The sequence below is a fragment of the Micromonospora noduli genome (assembly GCF_003264475.1).
GTDB classification, from domain to species: Bacteria; Actinomycetota; Actinomycetes; order Mycobacteriales; family Micromonosporaceae; genus Micromonospora; species Micromonospora noduli.
In genome coordinates, this window is the sequence record NZ_PYAC01000001.1 from 323,591 (window position 1) to 340,260 (window position 16,670).

The 16,670-nt window shown below is 71.2% G+C and carries 16 protein-coding genes; 9 read left to right on the forward strand and 7 right to left on the reverse strand.

All coding sequences use genetic code 11. The features are described 5' to 3' along the window. Positions 1-23 precede the first annotated feature (23 nt). Entirely contained in the window at positions 24-1,181 is a 1,158-nt protein-coding gene (locus MED15_RS01490; protein ID WP_112734622.1) for a winged helix DNA-binding domain-containing protein, read from the reverse strand. Continuing rightward, positions 1,178-2,311 (reverse strand): epoxide hydrolase family protein, encoded by a 1,134-nt coding sequence (locus MED15_RS01495; protein ID WP_112731696.1) that lies wholly within the window; start codon positions 2,309-2,311, stop codon positions 1,178-1,180. The genes MED15_RS01490 and MED15_RS01495 overlap by 4 nt, the downstream gene beginning before the upstream one ends. 62 nt (positions 2,312-2,373) lie before the next feature. Here MED15_RS01495 and MED15_RS01500 point away from each other — a divergent pair, with 62 nt between their 5' ends. The 4 genes from MED15_RS01500 to MED15_RS01515 all read left to right on the forward strand — a co-directional run bounded on the left by MED15_RS01500 (position 2,374) and on the right by MED15_RS01515 (position 5,940). After that, entirely contained in the window at positions 2,374-3,342 is a 969-nt protein-coding gene (locus MED15_RS01500; protein WP_112725032.1) for a helix-turn-helix transcriptional regulator, read from the forward strand. 94 nt (positions 3,343-3,436) lie between these two features. Continuing rightward, entirely contained in the window at positions 3,437-4,360 is a 924-nt protein-coding gene (locus tag MED15_RS01505) for an RNA polymerase sigma factor (RefSeq protein ID WP_112734623.1), read from the forward strand. Positions 4,361-4,473: 113 nt separating this feature from the next. Then, positions 4,474-5,358: an alpha/beta fold hydrolase gene (locus MED15_RS01510; protein WP_112734624.1), complete on the forward strand. Its 885-nt coding sequence runs from the start codon at positions 4,474-4,476 to the stop codon at positions 5,356-5,358. Positions 5,359-5,478: 120 nt separating this feature from the next. Then, entirely contained in the window at positions 5,479-5,940 is a 462-nt protein-coding gene (locus MED15_RS01515; protein ID WP_112589637.1) for a DUF5709 domain-containing protein, read from the forward strand. Positions 5,941-5,994: 54 nt separating this feature from the next. Here MED15_RS01515 and MED15_RS01520 read toward each other — a convergent pair whose 3' ends face one another. The 5 genes from MED15_RS01520 to MED15_RS01540 all read right to left on the reverse strand — a co-directional run bounded on the left by MED15_RS01520 (position 5,995) and on the right by MED15_RS01540 (position 12,295). Then, positions 5,995-7,575, reverse strand: a complete 1,581-nt coding sequence (locus MED15_RS01520) for a DHA2 family efflux MFS transporter permease subunit (protein WP_112625301.1) — start codon at positions 7,573-7,575, stop codon at positions 5,995-5,997. 430 nt (positions 7,576-8,005) lie between these two features. Next, complete coding sequence (locus MED15_RS01525; protein ID WP_112734625.1) at positions 8,006-9,256, reverse strand: HNH endonuclease signature motif containing protein; 1,251 nt, start codon at positions 9,254-9,256, stop codon at positions 8,006-8,008. 142 nt (positions 9,257-9,398) lie between these two features. Then, entirely contained in the window at positions 9,399-9,974 is a 576-nt protein-coding gene (locus MED15_RS01530) for a DinB family protein (protein WP_151496549.1), read from the reverse strand. Positions 9,975-10,050: 76 nt separating this feature from the next. Further along, positions 10,051-10,854 (reverse strand): IclR family transcriptional regulator domain-containing protein, encoded by an 804-nt coding sequence (locus MED15_RS01535; protein WP_112589518.1) that lies wholly within the window; start codon positions 10,852-10,854, stop codon positions 10,051-10,053. 4 nt (positions 10,855-10,858) lie between these two features. Beyond that, complete coding sequence (locus tag MED15_RS01540; RefSeq protein WP_112734626.1) at positions 10,859-12,295, reverse strand: amidohydrolase family protein; 1,437 nt, start codon at positions 12,293-12,295, stop codon at positions 10,859-10,861. 198 nt (positions 12,296-12,493) lie between these two features. Here MED15_RS01540 and MED15_RS01545 point away from each other — a divergent pair, with 198 nt between their 5' ends. Genes MED15_RS01545 through MED15_RS01565 form a run of 5 tightly spaced genes read left to right on the forward strand, consistent with a single transcriptional unit; the run spans position 12,494 to position 16,603 of the window. After that, a complete protein-coding gene (locus tag MED15_RS01545) occupies positions 12,494-13,630 on the forward strand; it encodes a CaiB/BaiF CoA transferase family protein (RefSeq protein ID WP_112734627.1) in 1,137 nt (378 codons plus the stop codon). Continuing rightward, the gene (locus tag MED15_RS01550) at positions 13,615-14,385 is read left to right on the forward strand and encodes a citryl-CoA lyase (protein ID WP_112734922.1); all 771 of its coding nucleotides are present in this window, start codon (positions 13,615-13,617) and stop codon (positions 14,383-14,385) included. Before MED15_RS01545 ends, MED15_RS01550 begins: the two co-directional genes overlap by 16 nt. Before the next feature lie 30 nt (positions 14,386-14,415). Beyond that, the gene (locus tag MED15_RS01555; RefSeq protein ID WP_112589510.1) at positions 14,416-15,282 is read left to right on the forward strand and encodes a DODA-type extradiol aromatic ring-opening family dioxygenase; all 867 of its coding nucleotides are present in this window, start codon (positions 14,416-14,418) and stop codon (positions 15,280-15,282) included. Beyond that, positions 15,279-15,641, forward strand: a complete 363-nt coding sequence (locus MED15_RS01560; RefSeq protein ID WP_112734628.1) for a hypothetical protein — start codon at positions 15,279-15,281, stop codon at positions 15,639-15,641. Before MED15_RS01555 ends, MED15_RS01560 begins: the two co-directional genes overlap by 4 nt. Beyond that, on the forward strand, positions 15,638-16,603 hold the full coding sequence (locus MED15_RS01565; RefSeq protein ID WP_112734629.1) for a quinone oxidoreductase family protein: 966 nt from the start codon (positions 15,638-15,640) through the stop codon (positions 16,601-16,603). The genes MED15_RS01560 and MED15_RS01565 overlap by 4 nt, the downstream gene beginning before the upstream one ends. Positions 16,604-16,670 lie beyond the last annotated feature (67 nt).

A 16,670-nucleotide genomic window follows, 5' to 3' on the forward strand; every position in this document is an offset into this window, starting at 1 on the left:
CCAGGCGGTGGGCCCGCGTGGCCTCAGGCGTGCGGACCGACACTGACAGTGCCGATGGTCAGCGACGCCTTGCCCTCCAGGATCTCGCCGACCCGCTCGACCTCCTCCCCCAACGCCCGCTGCTGGGCGGCACCGAGCGTCCGCAGCGGCTCGACGGTGACCCGGATCGAGCGGCCGGAACGGCGTTGATGCCACACGCCAGCGACCACCCCGTCGACCAGCAGCACCGGATAGTTGCCGGCCTGGCCACCGGCGAGCGCCCGCTCGGCGGCGGCATCGGGGAAGAGCCGTTCGCGGGGGTGGCAGCCGACCGCGTACGCGTCGAAGTACGGCAGCAGCCGCAACCCGGACGGCCGGTCGTCGGGGAATTCCGTGTCGTCGGCGGCCACCCAGGCCCGGGTGCCCTCCACCGTCACCTCGGCCAGGTCCAGCGAGTCGAACAGCAACGTCGCCCACCCCGGCGCCACCGCCAGCCACCTGGCGAACTGTGCCGGGGTGGCCGGCCCGTACGCGTACAGGTAGCTGCGGGCGAGGGCAGCCAGGGCGGCGGGACCGGGCATCGGCGCGAAGTCGGGCAGCCATCGGGTCGGGCTGGTGTACGTGCTGAGCCGACCGCGATTCGGGCCGAAGCAGACCACTCCGGCCCGGGTGGCGGCGGTCATCGCGGCGATCCACCGGGGCCACATGTCCTGGAACGCCTCCATCACCAGGTCACCCGCCCACGGGCCGGTACGGGCGACGATCTCCTCGGTCAGCTCGGCGGTGGTCAGGTCGGCCTCGGCGACCGCGTCGGCGATGGCCGCGAGGACCTGCTCGGTCTGCCGGGGCGTCAGCAGGACGACGCTCCGCTCCCGGGACGGCGCCGGCAACGCGGTCAGCGCGCCGACCCACATCGGCAGGTCCGCTGCGGCGAGCAGGTGCACGGTTCCGCGTGGCCCACGGGTCTTGACCAGGGTGCGGTCGGTCCACAGTGCCCGGCGTACCAGGGCGCGGGTCGTGCCCGGCACCCGCAGCCCGATGGACAGCTCGGCGGCCGACGCGATCTGGGCGTGCGCGCCGCAGATCGTCGACACCACGTCGGCGACGCGTGCGGCATCCGGTGCCGCGTCCGCCGCCGGCGGGCGCAGCCGGTGTCGCGCAAGCCGTCGGGCGGACACCTGCGCCCAGCTCAGCTCGGTCATCGCAGGCCCTCGAAGAACGCGCGGATGTCCGCCGCGTGCGCCAGCGGCTCGTCCATCGCCACGAAGTGGCTGCCCGGGTTGCCCTGCGGCCAGTGGACGATGGTGTTGTCCCGCTCGGCGAGGCGGCGCATCAGCGCGGAGCCGCCGCCGTACACACCGGACGGCACCCGCCGCTGGCCCGTGGGCCAGGCGAAACCGCCATCGTCGGCGACGGTGAGTCGCTCGTACATGGGCCACGACGACGTTCCCGACGTGCCGGTGAACCAGTAGAGGCTCACGTTGGTGAGCAGGTGGTCCCGGTCGATGGCCTGCTCCGGCGTCGGCACCGTCATGGTGAACTCCTTGAACTTCTGCATCATCCAGGCCAGCAGCCCGACCGGCGAGTCGTTCCAGGCGTACGACAAGGTTTGCGGCGCTGCCCGCAGCAGCGCATGATGGTCGACGCCACCGCTCATCCACTGCTGCATCTGCTCCCACTCGGCGCGTTCCGCCGCGCTCATGTCCGGCACGTCGGCGGCGGTCGGGAAGCCGAACCCGCCGTCGATGTGCACGCCCACCACCTGCTCCGGCGCCACCGCTGCCACCCGTGGCGCGATGTACGCACCGAGGTCGCCGCCCTGGGTGCCGTAACGGTGGTAGCCGAGGCGGGCCATCAGCTCGACCCACATCCGGGCGAGCCGGTCGATCGTGAACCCGGCCGGCGGCGCCTGCGAGAAACCGTAGCCGGGCACCGACGGCACCACCACGTGAAACGCCTGCGCGGGATCCCCGCCATGAGCGCGTGGGTCGGACAGCGGGCCAATCAGCTCGGTGAACTCGACCACTGAGTTCGGCCAGCCGTGTGTCAGCAACAACGGCAGCGCGTCCGGCTCCGGCGAGCGGACGTGCAGCACATGCACATCCAAGCCGTCGATCTCGGTGACGAGTTGGGGGAAGTCGTTCAGGCGCGCCTCGTGGGCCCGCCAGTCGTAACCATTCGCCCAGTACTCGGTCAGCTCGCGCAGGTACGTCACCGGCACCCCGCGGCTCCAGCCGGTGCCGGGCAACGAGCGGGGCCACCGGGTTCGGGAGAGCCGGTCACGCAGGTCGTCGAGGTCCGCCTGTGGGATGTCGATGCGAAATGGCGTCATGCCGGGAACGCTACGGCCCATATAGGACAGTTTCTGGCACACATCGCTGGCATTCTGGGACCATGTCCGACACCCCCGCCCGACTGCTGGGCCTGCTGTCGCTGTTGCAGACGCCCCGTGAGTGGCCCGGCAGCGAGTTGGCCACCCGGCTCGGCGTCAGCCTGCGCACCATCCGCCGCGACGTGGAGCGATTGCGCGACCTCGGTTACCCGGTGCAGGCGACGATGGGCGCGATCGGTGGATACCGCCTGGTCGCCGGCAAGGCGATGCCGCCGCTGCTGCTCGACGACGACGAGGCGGTGGCGATCGCTGTCGGTCTGCGCACCGCCGCCGGTCACGCGGTGGCCGGCATCGAGGAGGCCTCGGTACGGGCGCTGGCGAAGCTCGAACAGGTGCTGCCGTCCCGGCTGCGGCACCGCGTCAGCGCGCTGGGTGCGGCCACCGAACCGCTGCTCACCTGGGACCGACCGACGGTCGACCCGGAGCACCTGAGCGCGCTGGCCGCCGCCGTCAACAATCGTGAGCAGCTGCGGTTCACCTACCGCCGTCGCGACGGCGTGGACACCAAACGGCTCGTCGAGCCGTACAAGCTGGTGTCGGCAGGCCGGCGTTGGTATCTGGTGGGCTACGACAACGACCGCGACGACTGGCGGATCTTCCGGGTCGACCGGATCACCGACCTGCGGCCCACAGGGACCCGGGTCGCCGCCCGGCAACTGCCGGCGCCCGACGCCGCCTCGTTCATGACGGAGAAGCTGCTTGAGCTGACGCCCGTCTACCGGGCGGTGGTGACGCTGCACGCGCCGATCGAGCGGATGGCAGGCCCGCTCGGTGGTGCCGGCGTCGATCTAGAGCCGATCGACGCGACCTCCTGCCGGTTGCGCAGCAACGCCGACACTCTGGAGTGGCTGGCGTGGCGCCTGCTGACCCTCGGTTGCGACATCAAGGTGCACGAGCCTCCGGAGTTGATCGCGCACCTGCGGCAGATCGGCACCCGGGCAACCCGCGCCGCCAGCCCGTCCGCAGCGTAGGACGGCCGACGGCCTGGGGCATTGGCACGCCGGCCCGCCGTACGCTTGATGGAGCACAAGCGTTCAGAACAGGCGTTTCGGGGAGGAACTGGGCGTGACGCAGAGCGACGGGGAGCTGGTCGTGCTCGCGCAGGCGGGAGACGCGGCCGCGCTGGGGGCGCTGCTGGCCCGGCACGAGGCCGGGATGCGGGCCGTCGCGCTGAGCGTCCTCGGTTACGGGCCGGACGCCGAGGACGCGGTGCAGGACACGATGGTCGTCGCCCTGCGTCGCATCGGCGAGGTCCGCGACCCGAACGGCGTCGGCCCCTGGCTGCGGGCCATCGTCCGCAACAACAGCCGGATGGCGTTGCGCGGGCACAGAGCCGTCCCGGTCGCCGAACCCGAGTGGTTCACCCGCCCCGCCGACACACCCACCCCGGAGGAGGCACTGGACCGGGCCGCGATGCGCGACTGGGTGTGGCACTCCCTCGGGCAACTGTCCGAACCTGACCGGCTCGTCACCCTGCTGCGGTACTTCAGCGACGCGTCCTCGTACGAGCAGATCGCGGCCGTGTGTGGCGTGCCGGTCGGCACCGTCCGCAGTCGCCTCAGCCACGCCCGCCGGGCGCTCGCCGGCGGCCTGCGGACGGCGGCGGACGCGGCGCACGCGGACGTCGCCGCCTCGAACGACTCGCGGTGGCGGGAGGGCAGCGACATGATCTCCACGGCGATGGGCGGCGACTTCGAGCGGGTGGTCCGCGAGAGCTGGTGGCCGGACGCCGAGATGATCGTGCCGGGCGGCCCGCGCGGTGGCCGTGACCTGGCCATCAACGGCATGAACTGCGACCTGGCCGCCGGGGTACGTCAGCGGCTGCGCAACGTGGTGGCCAGCGGCGACGTGCTGATCTGGGAGACCGACCTGATCAGCCCACCCGATGACCCGGAGCACTGCCCACCCGCGGCGCTGTGGTTGCAGGTGCTGCGCGAGGGCCGGGTGCGCCAGCTCACCCTCTTCCACCCCGTCCCCGCGCTGGTCTGAAAAAACTTTTCCGACCGAGCGAACTTTCCTCTCGACCCGCGCATCTGGTCTGCGTCATGCACCAGTTGCCGTGCCGGCGGACGCCGCGCGGGTCTCGGATCGGGAGATAGTTCATGGGTTTCACCAGCCACGACGTCAGCGCCCTCGCACCCGGCGCCCACACGTTCACGGTGGATGGCGTTCGGCAGGTCTACCACGTCGCCGGCACCGGTCCGGTCTGCGTGGCGCACTCCGGCGGCCCGGGCATCGAGTGGGCGTACCTGCGGACGCCCAGCCTTGAGACGCACTTCACCATGGTCTACGTCGAGCCGGTGGGCACTGGCGCGTCGGGGCAGCTCGACAACCCCGACGATTACCGTCTCCACACGTATGTCCGGTTCCTGCACGCCGTCGTCGAGCACCTCGGCGAACCCCGGGTGTACCTCCTCGGGCACTCGCACGGCGGTTTCGTCGTCCAGCGGTACGCGCTCGCCCACCCGGACCGGATCTCCGGCCTCGCCCTGTACGACACCTCCCCCGTCACCGGCGCCGAGTTCTGGGGCGAGGCCATGGCCGGCCTCGCCGCCTACCCGCAGCGGCACCCGGACCGGCCGGAGGCGGCAACGGTCCCGGCTGCCTTCGCGCAGATCGGCGGCGCGACGGACGACGAGTCGCTGGGGGCCGCTCTGCGCGCCGCCCTGCCGGTGTACTTCGCGGACTTCTGGGGCCGACAGGACGAGTTCGCCCCGTTTCAGGCGGCCGTCCGGATCTGGGCGACGCCGGCCGGCGCGCAGGACCCCACACCCTTCGACGTGCGGGAGAACCTCGGTGAGATCACCGTGCCCGTCGTGGTGATCGTCGGGGCGTACGACTTCATCTGTGGCCCTCGCTGGGCCGAGCAGTTGCACGCGGGGCTTCCGGACTCGCGGCTGGTGACGCTGGAGCGCAGCGGACACTTCGCGCACATCGAGCAATCGGTGGAGTTCACCGACGCCGTGGCGGAGCTGCTGAAGCGTTGACCCACCGGGCACCGCCCGCCCCGAGGTGGGTTCGTCACAGCGGGCAGGCCTCGGGGTGCGGGCGCGTTGCACGGTCATAGGCTGAGCGCTTTGCTGCACCGCAACGAAGAGGAGACCGCCGTGAGCCAGACCGAACGAGTGGATTCCGTCGACGAGTGGAACGTGGCCGAGGATGACGGCGTCCTGGACGCCTCCGACACCCTCGACGACGACCGGGTCGGCGACCCCCTCGACACCGGCATCGTCGCCGAGGACCACTGGACGGCGGCAAACCGGTTCGGCACCACGCCGGCCGAGGAGCGGGCGGGCGAGTCCCTGGCGCAACACCTCGCCCAGGAGGTGCCGGATGTCGACCCGTACGCCGAGGGTGGCGACGACGAGGACGAGCTGACCCGCCGGGGGTACGAGGCGGAGGCGCGCGCCGGCCGTCTCGTCGCGTACGACGAGGGCGTCCGCGAGGACGACGAGGCCGAGTCGGTGGCGTGGGACGCCGGCATCGACGCGGGTGCCGCCAGCGCGGAGGAGGCGGCGATCCACGTGGTCGAGGACCCGGACGGGCCCGGCGACGGTCCGTTGCGCTGACGCCGTACCCGCCGCGCTCGGCACCTCACCGGGTGCCGAGCGCGGCGGGGTCGGTCAGTGGATGACGACGGGCGTCCTGACCTGCTCGCCCTGCGGGTCGTCGAGCTGCGCCGGCTGACGTCGGCGCGGCAGGAACGCCGCCGGGATGAGCGTGAGCACGACCAGCGCGAACGCCACCCAGAACGTGCTGGCGAACGACTTGGCGGCGAAGTCGAGCCCGCGCTCGATGAGCGACGGGTCGACCGGCATCTGCTGAAGCAGCTCCGGCCGCTGCTGGGCGGCGATGGCCAGCCCGGCCTCGGTGACCGGCTTGCCGCTCTCGTCCACCAGGCCAGGGATCTGCCGGGAGCCGTTCAGCTCGTTGGTGAGGATCACCGACATCACGGCGGCGCCGACCGAGCCGCCGATCTGCTGGAGGATGTTGACCAACGTCGAGCCGCGGGCCACGTCGTTGGCCGACAATGTCCGCAGCGCCGACGTCATGATCGGCATCATCGTGCCGCCCATGCCCAGGCCCATCACGAACAGCGACCCGCCGAGCAGCCAGTACGACGTCTGCGGGTCGACCTGGGTGAAACCGAAGAACCCGACGACGATGAGCCCCAGCGCGAACGGGACGGTACGCCCGATCGGCACGCGGTCGGCCAGCGTGCCGGCGATCGGCATGGTGATCATCGCGCCGATGCCCTGCGGCGCCATCAGCAGGCCGGCGGCCAGCGTCGACTCACCGCGCACCTGCAGGAAGTAGCTCGGGAACAGCAGGCCGGCGCCCATGAACGCGATGATGAACACGAACATCGTCACCGACGCGATGGTCAGGCTGCGGTTGCGGAACAGCCGCAGGTCGAGCAGCGGGTGCCGGGGCTTGAACGAGTAGAGCACGAACGCCACCACCAGCGCGCCGCCGACCAGCATCGGGGCCCAGACCTTGACCTCGGCGAAGGTGCCCGCCTCCGGCAGGGACGACACGCCGTAGAGGAAAAGGGCCAGACCCGGGGAGAGCATGAGCATGCCGACGAAGTCGAACGACTCGGACGGCTCTGGCGCGTCCTTCGGCAGCGCGACCTGCGCGTAGATCAGGGCGATCAGGCCGATCGGCAGGTTGATCAGGAAGATCCAGTGCCAGCTCGCGGTGTCGATCAGCCAACCACCGAGGATCGGGCCGCCGATCGGCCCCAGCAGCATCGGGATGCCGAGGACGGCCATCAACCGGCCGATCCGGTGCGGACCGGCCGCCCGGGTCATGATGGTCATGCCCAGCGGCATGAGCATGCCGCCACCGAGGCCCTGCAGGACCCGGTAGCCGATCAGTTCGCCGATGGTGTCGGCCATGGCGCAGAGCCCCGACCCGATCGTGAACAGGGTCAGCGCCACCATGTAGAGCCGTTTGGTGCCGAACCGGTCCGCCGCCCACCCGCTGAGCGGGATCACGGTGGCGAGCGCGAGGGTGTAGGCGGTCATGGTCCAGGCGACGCGGGCGTAGGACGCGTCGAACTCGCTCTGGAATTTGGGCAGCGCCACGCTGACCACCGTCACGTCGAGGATCGACATGATCGCGCCAAGGACGACGACGCCCGCCACCTTGAGCACCGCGCCGTCGAGTTTGTCCGATGTCGCGAGGGATTGCTGTGTCACTAACTCTCCTGAAGTCGATTGAGCCGGCCGATGGTGGGCGGTGGCGGCGATGCCGCGCCAACCGGGCGCGGGGCGCGACGTGCCAGGACGACGACGCGCGGAGGAAGACTAACCGCCAGCTGTGACGATTCGCCGCCGGATTTCGTGACGGCCCGGCCGCGTATCCGATCGGCCGTGCGACTGTGGCCGGACGTCGGGGTGGCAATCAGCCGGCAGAGCCGCGAGCCAGGTGTTGTGCCCAGTGAGGTCGGCGGTGCGGCGGTGCGGCGGCCAAGCGATCAGCGTCGTGAGGGTTGGCGCGTCCACCTGGCACGCGCCGCGTCCTGGTCGCGCGCCTCTCACCGCCCCGGCAGCTGAGCGGGAGTGGGGCGTGCTGGGCTGGTCGCTCGATCGGCCTGCTGACCTGGTGATCGTTGTGTGCTGGTGGTGCTCACGTTCGTCGGTGGTAGTGGTTGCGGCGGGGGACCTGCTCGGGGTCGAGCCAGGCCGGTGGCACGAACTCGGGGTGGCCGTCGCCTGCCAGTCGCACCGCCCAGTCGCTGTGGTGCAGGTGCCGGTGGTGGTGGCCGCAGAGCAGGACGGCGTTGGCGAGGCTGGTGTCGCCGCCGTCGGCCCAGTGGTGGATGTGGTGGGCGTCACACCAGCGCGGTGGTCGGTCGCAGCCCGGGAAGGCGCAGCCACCGTCCCGCAGCACCAGAGCTCGCCGGAGCGAGCCGGTGATGAGACGACGTTGTCGGCCGAGGTCGAGTGGTTGGCCAGCTCCGCTGAGGACGGCGGGGAGGATGGCGGCGTCGCAGGCGAGGCGGCGCACGGCCTCGGCGGTGAGGCGCAGGCCGGTGTCGAGGGCACCGCTGCCCAGTTGCCGGGTCAACCCGTCGTAGCTGGTGGTGACGACGATCTGGGCGGGATCACCGCCGTGCTCGGGCAACTCGCCGGTGCGCAGGGCGAGGCGGCACACGTCGCTGAGAGCGTCGTGCCGCCGTTGCCCGGGAGAGCGCTGGTCGTCAGGACCCAAGGGTGCGCTGAGTGGGTCGATGGCGGCACGGAGCAGCCCGGCGGTCTCGGTGTCGAGGATGCCGGTGAGTCGCAGGCGGCCGTCGGTGAGGGTGGAGAGGGTTAGGTGGCGGTCGCGGGTGGCACGGCGGGCTTCGGCGTCCAGGGCGGCTTCGGCGGCGGCGTCGGCGACGTCGGGTGCGACGTGGTCGAGGATGCGGGTGCTGAGTTTGCGTAAGAGGGTGGGATCGAATTGCCCGGCCCACTCGACGAGCACTCCGAGGGCCTTGTCGGCGGCCTCGGGACCGGCGGCGGTCTGCACGCTGTCGACCGTGTCGGCGATGGCCCGGGCTTGGTCGACGGCAATGTGGCCATCGGCCAGTGCCTGTCGTACCCCAGGGTTGCCGGTGTCAAGGACGGCGGCGAGGTCGACGAGGCGGCGGGCGGCCGGGATGGTGAGGCGTAACCGTTCGCGGAGCCAGACCGCGGTGGAGGAGGCGCCCTGCGCGGTGGCGGTACCTCGGCCGTCAAGCTCACGGATCAGAGCCAGTTTCACTGCGGCAAGCCGCTGCTCGATGCGGTGCGCGGCGTCGAGCGCGGCGATCAGCCCGTCCTCGCGCAGTGCCCAGGTGGCCGTGTCGGCGCAGGCCGCGATGGCGTCCTCTGCCTGCGTCAACTCCTCGACCATGAGCCGAGACTAGAACAGGCGTACGACACTTTCAGTCATCATGATCGATTCGCGGCAGGCCGACCCAGGCGGCAGGCCGACCCACGCGGCAGGCCGACCCACGCGGCAGGCCGGCGATTTGGCTGCCATGACCGGCGGAGAACTAGTGGCTGCGCTCGCCGGCGTCGAGGGCGGCCTGCTCCACCCGCTGGCGGTGGTCCAGCCACCATGACTCGTCCGCGGAGGGCAGGTTGTCGTTCCTGGGCAGCAGCCCGGCCGTGCCGTCGATGAGTTCGCGCACGATGTCAGCGTGGCCGGCGTGCCGTTGGGTTTCCGCGATGACGTGGACCAGGACATGGTGCAACGTGACCGCTGCACCGCCCCACCACGGCACGTGGCCTACCTCATCCAGTGCAAGGGCTTCAATGGTGGTGTCGGCGTGGGCGATCGCGCGACGGTACAATGCGACGATCTCCTCGCGGGTCTCATCCGCGCTCGCCCACATGTCGGCATTGGTCTCCGCCCCGTCGCCGACATACGGCAGCTCCTGCTCGAACGGTCGGCCGAACACGACGCCGAAGTAGAGGATCTCCATGGCCGCCGAGTGCTTCACCAGACCGAGCAAATTGGTCGCGGTCGGGGTCAACGGACGCCGAATGTCGTATTCGCCGAGCCCGTCGAGCTTCCACAGCAGCGACTCGCGGCCGCCCGTCAAGTAACTGTGCAGGTCCGCCTTCATCGCGGCACTATGGCATCCGGTCGGGCGTCGGCGCTGCCCCGGACGATCCGCGAAGCTCATGATCGGCCGGACACGCCTAGGCCGTGACCACCGGCACGGCGGCGGTGAGCGCCCAATCGTGCCCGATGTCGGCGGCCGCGCGCAGCAACCTCGGAAGGTGCTCTTCGCGCAGGGTCTCCAGCGAGGTCTCGGCGGCGTGCACTGTCACGTTGATGGCGGCGACGACCCGCCCGTCGCCGTCGCGGACGCCGGTGGCGACGGACCGGATTCCCGGCGCCAGGTCCTGGTCGGCGAGCGCCCAGCCCTTGGCCCGGACCTCGCGCAGCACGGCGTCGAGGTCGCCCGGTGCGGGTTGCCAGCGCGGCGTGATGCCGGAGCGGCTGGGCTCGGCGAGGACGGTCGCCAGCGTCTCCGGTGGGAGGGCCGCGAGCAGCACCTTGCCCATCGACGTCGCGGGTGCCGGAAAGCGGGTGCCGATGGTGACGCCCAGGGTGACGATCTTGGGGACGGCCACCCGGGCGACGTAGACGATGTCGCTGCCGTCCAGCTGGGCCATCGAGGTCGACTCGTTGGTCTGCGCGACGAGCTTCTCCATGTGCGGCCGGGCCACGTCCCACATGTTCAGCGCGTTGACGTACGCCATCCCCAGCTCCAGGACGCGCGGGGTGAGGGTGTGGCCGCGGCCGACCGCGCGGACGTAGCCCAGCGATTCGAGCGTGATGAGGATGCGCCGGACGGTGGGGCGGGCCAGGCCGGTGGCGGCGGCGAGCTCGCTGAGCGTCATCGAGGGGCAGGCGGGACGGAAGGAGCGCAGGACGTCGAGGCCACGGGCGAGAGCCTCGATGAAGTCGGGCCCGGCGCCCCTTCCGTTGTCACTCATGTCCTTAATGCTTCCATTGCGCCGACCCGGCGTCCCACTCGGTGTACTGGTACGGGTTCTCCAGGATCGCGGTCTCGGGGACGTCCGGGTTCATTCCCCGCTGCCACGCCTCCTCCCCCATCGTCTCGCGCAGGTGATCGATGGTCGCGGCCACACTGGCCCGCGCGGCGGCGAGGTCGACGCCGACGAGGCGGCCGTCCCGCTTCACGACCCGGCCACCCACCAGCACTGTGTGCACGTCGGCGCGCTGAGCCTGGAAGACGACGTGACCGTGCGGGTTCAGGATCGGGAACATCGCCGGCGAGGCGTCGTTCTTGATCAGGACGACGTCGGCCTGACGGCCGGGGGTGAGCGCGCCGATCGTGGCGTCCATGCCGAGCGCACGGGCGCCGCCTCGGGTGGCCCACTCGACGACCTGCTCGGCGCGCAGGTGGCAGTGGGTGATGGTTTCCTGCTTGGCGTGCGCCTCCAGGTGCTCCCGGGAGCGGTCCGCGCCGAGCGTGCTGCGCATCGCGGAGAAGAGGTCGCCGCTCCACCACACGCTGGTGTCCATCGACAGCGACACCGGGATGTCGTGGTGGCGCAACTGCCAGGTGGGTGGGTAACCCTGGCCGGCGCTCTGCTCACTCTCGGTCGAGACGGAGACCGAGCCGCCGGTCGCGGCGATCCGGTTGTACGAGTCCTGGGTGAGCGTCGCCGCGTGCACGTACACGGTCGACGGGGTCATGAATCCGTTCTCGTGCATCAGCCGGATGCCGTCGTCGTTGGTGGCGCCCCACACGCCCGCGTGGGTGGTCACCGCGGCGCCCAACTCCCGGGCCACCTCGAACGCGGCCCGTTCCGGGAAGGCGGGGTCGCCGGTGACGTCGAACGCCAACTGGAAGCCGGCCAGCTTGCCACCGTCGACGCGACGGCGGTGGAAGTCGCGGAACTCCGGCGAGGTCGCCCACTCCCACGGCCCCTGCTGGATGTTGCCGTAGGCGAGCACAAACCGTCCGTCGACCGCCTCCAGCGCGTCCACGGCGGCGTCGGCGTGCTCGGGTGTCTGCAACCCGTGCGACCAGTCGACGGTGGTGGTGACGCCGGCGTCGATCGCCTCGATCGCGCCGAGCAGGTTGCCGGCGTAGACGTCCTCGGGCCGGAACAGCTTGCCCGACTCAAGGTAGTACCAGACGAAGTACTGGGTCAGGGTCCAGTCGGCGCCGTACCCGCGCATCGCGGTCTGCCACAGGTGCCGGTGGGTGTCGACCATGCCGGGCATGAGGATGCCGCCGGTGGCGTCGATTTCCAGGGCGTCGTCGGGTGCGGTGAGACCGACGCCGACCTGCGCGATCCGGCCGCCGACGACCAGCACGTCGGCGCCGGGCAGCACGGTGTGCGCGTCGTCCATGGTGAGAACCAGGCCGTTACGGAAGACCACCGGCCGGTCGGTTGCGCTCATTCGCCACCCATTCCTTTCACGGTACGAGGGGAATCCGGACTCCTGTCCGCTGTGCGGCCAGTCCGAGTGGCGCAAGTGTGGTCCCGGTCACGATTCGTGTCAAGAGCGTGGTCCCACGCGCGAATCGCACCGTTGACACGCACCGTGCGGTATCGCAAGCTGTCCCGGCGGACAGGTGTCCGCAGAACGGGCGGAAACATGGTGCAGCATTCGACAGGCCCACTGGCCGGCCTGCTCGTCGCGGACTTCTCCCGGATCCTCGCCGGGCCGTACGCGACGATGCTCCTGGCCGACCTGGGCGCCCAGGTGATCAAAGTGGAGAGCCCCGGTGGCGACGACACCCGCACCTGGATGCCGCCCACCCGCGACGGGGTCTCGACGTACTACCTCGGCATCAACCGCAACAAGCGGTCGGTCGCCCTGGACCTCAGGAACCCCGACGACCTGGCCGCCGCGCAGGAATTGGCCCGCCGGGCCGACGTGCTGATCGAGAACTTCCGGCCCGGCGGCCTCGCCCGGTTCGGCCTCGACTACGACACGGTCACCGCGACCAACGACAAGATCGTGTACGCGAGCATCAGCGGCTTCGGCACCGGCGCAGGCAGGGACTTCCCCGGCTACGACCTCATGGTGCAGGCCATCTCGGGCCTGATGAGCCTCACCGGCGACCCGGACGGTTCGCCGTACCGGGCCGGCATCTCCGTCTTCGACGTGATGGCCGGACTGCACGCCAGCATCGGCATCCTCGCCGCGCTGCACCACCGTGACGAGACCGGGCGAGGCCAGCACGTCGAGGTCAATCTGCTCAGTTCGGCGCTGTCCGGTTTGGTCAACCACTCCAGCGGCTACGTCGCCGGCGGCACCGTCCCGTTCCGGATGGGCAACGCGCACCCCAGCCTCTTCCCGTACGAGCCACTGCCCACCGCTGACGGCGAGTTGATCGTCATCGCCGGCAACGACGGGCAGTTCCGCAAGCTCTGCCAGGTGCTCGACCTGCCCGGCCTGCCGGACGACCCGCGCTTCGGGCGCAACCAGGACCGCACGGCCAACCGCGAACAACTGCGGCCGCTGCTGGTCGAACGCCTCGCCAAGCGGACCAAGGACGAGTGGTTCCGGGACCTGCTCGCCGCCGGCGTTCCATGCGCGCCGATCAACACCATCGACGGTGGCGTGGCGCTCGCCGAGGAGCTGGGCCTCGACCCGGTCGTCACCGTCGGAGACGTGCCCGGTGTCCGCAACCCCATCACCTTCTCCGACACCCCGGCCCGGTACGAGCTGCCGCCGCCGGGACTCGACGAACACGGCGAGGAGATCCGCGCGTGGCTGAAGAACTGAGCTTCCCCACCGGGATCGGCACCTCCGACCCGACCACCATCTCCCTGCTCGGGCAGGACCTGGCCGCCGACCTGATGGGTACTGTGGGCTTCGGCGAGCTGGCGTACTGGCTGGTCGCCGGCCGCCGTCCCACCCCGGGTGAGGTACGGGTCTTCGAGGCGGTGCTGGTGGCCCTCGCCGACCACGGCTTCACCCCGACGGCGATCGCCGCCCGGCTGACGTATTTGTCCGCGCCCGAGTCGTTGCAGGGCGCGCTCGCCGCCGGCCTGCTCGGCGGCGGCGCCCGCTTCCTCGGTGTCACCGAGGACTGTGGACGCTTCCTCGCCGACACGCTCGCCCAGGCCGGCGAGGTGACCGACTACGACGCGGTGGCGCTCGACGCGGTCACCCGGGCCAAGCAGGAGCGTCGACTGGTCCCCGGGCTCGGGCACCCCGTGCACAAGGAGCAGGACCCGCGCACCCCCGTGCTGATCAGGATCGCCACCGAGGAGGGTCTGCACGGCCCGCACCTGCGGCTGTTCGAGGCGATCGGACGCGTACACCCGCAGGTGCTCGGCCGCACCCTGCCGCTCAACGGCGCCGGAGTCTGCGGGGCGGCACTCGCCGACCTCGGGCTCCCGGTCGAGATGTTGCGCGGTTTCGCCCTGCTGGCCCGCGCGGCGGGGCTGCTCGGGCACCTCGCCGAGGAGCGACGACGACCGCTCGGCATGGACATCTACCGCACCGTCGACCGCAACGCCGTCTACGAACCCTGATCTTCTCTCCCACCCCCGAAAGGAGCGGGAATGGCCTCCATCGTCGCGGTCATCGCCTCCACCCACCACCCCTTCTACTACCGGGCCAGCACGGCCACCGGCGAGGATCGGCCACCGTTCGCCGACGAGTGGACCCGCAAGATCCTGGCATTCCGGGAGACGTTGACCCGAGCCCGGCCCGACGTGCTGGTGATGGTCGGCTCCGACCACTTCCACCAGCTCTGGCTGGACAACATGCCGCAGTTCCTGGTCGGCAAGGCGCCCTACTACGACGCCAACTGGTACAACGAGGAGCGCGAGTTCGGGCTGCCCCGGATGCTGCTCAGGGGCCAGGAGGACCTGTCCGGGCACATCCTGCGGGCCGGGCTCGACGCCGGCTTCGACCTCGCGTTCAGCAACGAGCTGCGCATCGACCACAGCATCACCTGCCCGATCATCACGCTGCGGCCCGAGGCCGACCTGCCGATCGTGCCGATCTACACCAACATCTTCGCGCCGCCGCTGCCGCAGCCGAAGCGCTTCGTCCAGCTCGGCCAGAGCATCCGCGACATCGTCGAGTCGTGGCCGTCGCACCTGCGGGTGGCCGTCATCGGCACCGGCCACCTCTCGCTGGAGCTGGGCGGCCCCCGGCAGTTCGGCCCGCACGGCCCGGACCCGGAGTTCGACCAGCGGGCCGTCGAGTGGATCGCCAACGGCGACCTGGACGAGTGCCTGCGCGAGGTCACCCTGGACAGCCTGCACTCACCGGGCAACGCCACCCACGGCTTCATGGACTTCATGCTCATGATGGGCGTGGCCGGTGCCGGCGTGAAGGCCGACTACGTGGACACCCTCGATCTGTTCCACACCATGGAGGCGTACTTCACCTGGTACCCGAACGGAGCGCCGACGGCATGAGCAAGTACCTGCTGAACAAGTTCCTCTTCATGGTCGACCGGGACCCGGAGCTGGTCGAACGCTACCGCAGCGAGCCGCGCGAGCTGGTCTCCCGGTGGGAGGCCGAGTGCGCCAACACGGTGCTGAACTGCCACACCGGCGAGGCGAGCACCTGGCTGCGCTTCGACGACGTGGAGCGCGAGGCGTTGGCCACCCACGACCACGTGAAGCTCTTCGAGCTGGGCGCGCACCCGTTCCTCACCCTGACCCTCTTCATCGCCCTCTTCGAGCGGGACAACACCGAGCCGCTGGAATACCAGAAGTCCTACGGCGCGCGACTGGCCCACTTCTCGATGCCCTACCCGGACATCGCGACGTGATCCGCGCGGCAGTGCTCACCACCTGCGGCGACGCGCCGACGATCGCCGAGCGGCCGGCGCCCGTACCGGCCGACGGTACGGTGGCGGTCGCCGTCGAGGCCGTGCCGATCACCCCGCTGGACGTGCTCTGCGCCAGCGGCACCAGCTACTTCGGCCCGCCGAGCACCCCGTACGTGCCGGGCGTGCAGGGAATCGGTCGGCTCGCCGACGGTACCCCGGTCTGGTTCGGCACGTCGGCCGGGATGCGCTCCGGCGTCGACGGCAGCATGGCGACCACTGTCACCGTGCCGACCGTCGACGTGGTGGCGCTGCCGGCCGACGTACCGCTTACCCTGCTCGCGGCCCTCGGTCTCTCCGCGGTCGCCGCGCACGCGGCGCTGACCCACGCCGGCGGCCTGGCGGCCGGCGACCAGGTCATCGTGCTCGGCGCCGGTGGTGTGGTCGGTCAGGCCGCCGTCCAGCTCGCCCTGCTCGGCGGCGCCCGCCGCGTCATCGCCGTGGCCCGGTCGGCCGCGGCACGGGCCCGCGCCGAGGAGCTCGGTGCCGCCGTCGCGGTCCCGCTGCTCCCCGACGACGATGTCGCGTCGATGGCCGACCGGCTGCGCCACGCCGCCGACGGGCCGGTCGACCTCGTCCTCGACCCGGTCTTCGGTGTCCCGGCCGCGGCGGCGCTGCGGGTGCTGCGCCCGGGTGGGCGACTGGTCAACCTGGGCAGCGCGGCCGGCGCGACCGCGCCCATCGAGTCCGCAGTGCTGCGCAGCGGCGCACTGCGGATGATCGGCTACACCAACAACGGGTTGTCGACCGCCGAGGGGGCCGCGGCGCTGACAGTGGTGGCCGGGCACGCGGCGGCCGGCCGGCTCACCGTCGACCACGAGATCGTGCCGTTCGACGCCATCGCGGACGCCTGGGCCCGGCAGGACGCGGGCACCACCGCCGGCCGGATCGTCCTCGCGTTCTGAGGGGGCCGGGCCTCAGCCAGGGATCGCGGAACCCTGGATAAACCGCACCTGGTTGGGGTTCGGCAGC